This is a genomic window from Massilia sp. CT11-108 (genome assembly GCF_047302915.1).
Taxonomy (GTDB): domain Bacteria; phylum Pseudomonadota; class Gammaproteobacteria; order Burkholderiales; family Burkholderiaceae_D; genus Telluria; species Telluria orientalis.
In genome coordinates, this window is sequence record NZ_JBKYMO010000675.1 from 1 (window position 1) to 2,493 (window position 2,493).

Genomic DNA, 2,493 nt, shown 5'->3' on the forward strand with positions numbered 1-2,493 from the left:
CACCATCGGCGCCGCGGCGGCATCGCCCGCACGGGCACCGGCCGGCAGCGACGCGCTGACGAACGTGCCCTTCCCCACCGTGCCCTGCAGATAACCCTCGGCCATCAACTGCTCGTACGCGGCAAGCACGGTCTGGCGCGAGACGTTCAACAGGCCGCACAGGGTGCGCGTGGCGGGCAGGCGCACGCCGGCGGCGATGCGGCCGTCGAGGATCGCGTCCTTCAGGTGGACGTACAGCTGGCGGAACAGCGGTGTCGAGGAATCGCGCTCGAGCGTGGCGGCGGCGAGGATGTCGTGGACGTGCATGGCGGCGGGGTGCAGATTGGTACGGTCATCTTGGCGTTAATTGGTCATTTGAGCAAGCCATCCTTGAACTTAAGATGACAGCTCGTTCGCACACGGAGAGATGATGAAACGATTCGAAGCCACCCTGGCCTGGCAGCGCGGCGACCAGGCCTTCACCGACCTGCGCTACAGCCGCGCGCACCGCTGGCGCTTCGATGGCGGGCTGGACGTGCCGGCCTCCTCGTCGCCCTTGTCCGTGCCCGTGCCGTTGTCGGACCCGGCCGCCGTCGATCCCGAGGAAGCCCTCGTCGCGGCCGCCGCCAGCTGCCACATGCTGTTCTTCCTGTCGCTCGCGGCCGCGCGCGGCTACGTGGTCGACCGCTACCTCGATCACGCCGTCGGCCTGCTCGATACCGGTCCGGACGGCCGCGCGGCCATCACCCGCATCGTGCTCGATCCCGTCATCGCGTTCGGCGGCGAGCGGCAGCCGGACCGCGCCGCGCTGGCCGAGCTGCATCACGAAGCGCATGCGCGCTGCTACATCGCCAATTCGCTGAAGGGAGACGTCGTCGTGGAAGGGTTCGAATAATGTACGTGCCGAGACAATTTGCCGTGGCCGACGAGGCCGACATGCTGGACCTGATCGCCGCCAATCCGCTGGGCGCGCTCGTGCGCCTCGGCGCCGGCGGGCTGGAAGGAGACCACATCCCGTTCGAGCTGGCGGCGCCCACCGACGCGGCGCCGCACGGCCTGCTGCGTGCCCACGTGGCACGCGCGAATCCGATCTGGCAGGCGGACGATGCGGCCGTGCTCGTGCTGTTCCAGGGCGCGTCCAGCTATGTGTCGCCGCTGCTGTACGACGTCGAGGCGGCCGGGGGACGCGTGGTGCCGACGTGGAATTACCAGGTCGTGCATGCGCACGGGCGGCTGCGTGCGATCGACGATCCGGCGTGGATCCTCGGCCAGATGACGCGGCTGACGGGACGCCACGAAGATGCGCGTGAAGGGTGGAAGGTGGAGGATGCGCCGCGCGAGTTCATCGACAGGGTCGTGCGGACGACCGTCGGCATCGAGATCGCCATCGAACGCCTCGAAGCGAAATTCAAGATGAGCCAGAACCGCACGCCCGAGGACCGGGCGCGCGTGCTGGCTGCGATGGGATAACGCCGGCAGTCCTTATTCGCCGGCTTATTTGCCCGACGTCGTACCCGTCTTGGCCATCGGCATCTGCTCGGCCGATTTGAGGTGTTGCGCGACGACCGGCTCGGTCTTGTCGACGAGGGCCTTCACTTCCGGATCCTTGGCCTTCTTCGACGCCGCCACCAGCTTGGCGTGGACAGTCTTGTGATCCTGGACGCCGGCCTGCTTCATGTAGGCCTTGTCGAAGGCGTCGCCGCTCATCTTTTCCAGCTTGGCGGCCATGGCCTTGTGCTTGGCGTCCGGCTCGGTCGGCAGGGTCACGCCGCGCGCCTGGGCCAGCGCCTTGACTTCGTTCAGGTTGGCGGTATGGTCGTCGATCATCTGCTGGGCGAACGCTTTCACCTCGCTGCTCTGGCTCTTGCTCTGGGCAAGCTTGCCACCCTCGACTTCGGCCATATTGGCCATTGCCATATCCTTGAGAATCTTCTCGTCGCCGGCGCTCAGCTTCGCGCCGGTGGCCGTACCCGCCGCCGACTGGCCGGCGCCGCTGGCGCCCATGCTCGAGGTGGCGCTCTGGTTGGTCATGCCGGCCGCACCCGCCTGTTTGCTGCGGTTTTCCATGCCGGTGCTGTTGGTGTTGTCGATGGTGCCTTCGCGGGTGGTTTTACCGGACGTGTTCTGCTTGCCGGGCGTGCTGCTGGTGCCGGTCTGGCTCGGGGTCTGGCTGACCGCCGCCGTCTGGGCGTGTACGCCGACGGTGGCGAACAGCGCTGCCACTGCCGAGACGGCCAGCAGCCCTTTCAAGGTGTTCTTGTTCTGCATGTTTCGCTCTCCTGAACTCTGTTATGAAGTTGGCGCCTGGCGGGGGCCGCAGTGCGCAAGCTCGTGTTTGAATGACAACGGCCGTGGCAAAGTGTATCGCCGCGTTTTCTTGAACAGCGCGCGTTAGCCAGCAGGAAAGTTTTATCGATATGCGAAGAATGAACGGCCTCAAATTCGGGGTCAGAGCCTGAGCCTTCCCCTCAAATTTTTGTTGTAAACAGCTTGGGAAGCTGTTAACTTTCAATC

General features: G+C 65.7%; 4 protein-coding genes. 2 read left to right on the forward strand and 2 right to left on the reverse strand.

Annotation, left to right across the window (positions count from 1 at the left end; translation table 11 throughout):
- Positions 1 to 306: GntR family transcriptional regulator (locus tag ACEN88_RS29280; RefSeq protein ID WP_413345352.1), on the reverse strand; the 306-nt coding region annotated here is incomplete at its 3' end.
- A gap of 103 nt (positions 307 to 409) precedes the next feature.
- Between ACEN88_RS29280 and ACEN88_RS29285 the strand changes: the two genes are divergently transcribed.
- Both ACEN88_RS29285 and ACEN88_RS29290 read left to right on the forward strand, forming a co-directional pair.
- Positions 410 to 874, forward strand: coding sequence for an OsmC family protein (locus ACEN88_RS29285; RefSeq protein WP_413345354.1), 465 nt, complete (start codon positions 410 to 412; stop codon positions 872 to 874).
- Positions 874 to 1,449 carry an FMN-binding negative transcriptional regulator gene (locus ACEN88_RS29290; RefSeq protein ID WP_413345356.1) on the forward strand — a complete coding sequence of 192 codons (576 nt, stop codon included), beginning with the start codon at positions 874 to 876 and terminating at the stop codon, positions 1,447 to 1,449. The genes ACEN88_RS29285 and ACEN88_RS29290 overlap by 1 nt, the downstream gene beginning before the upstream one ends.
- A gap of 24 nt (positions 1,450 to 1,473) precedes the next feature.
- Here ACEN88_RS29290 and ACEN88_RS29295 read toward each other — a convergent pair whose 3' ends face one another.
- Positions 1,474 to 2,247, reverse strand: a complete 774-nt coding sequence (locus ACEN88_RS29295) for a DUF4142 domain-containing protein (RefSeq protein ID WP_413345358.1) — start codon at positions 2,245 to 2,247, stop codon at positions 1,474 to 1,476.
- Positions 2,248 to 2,493 lie beyond the last annotated feature (246 nt).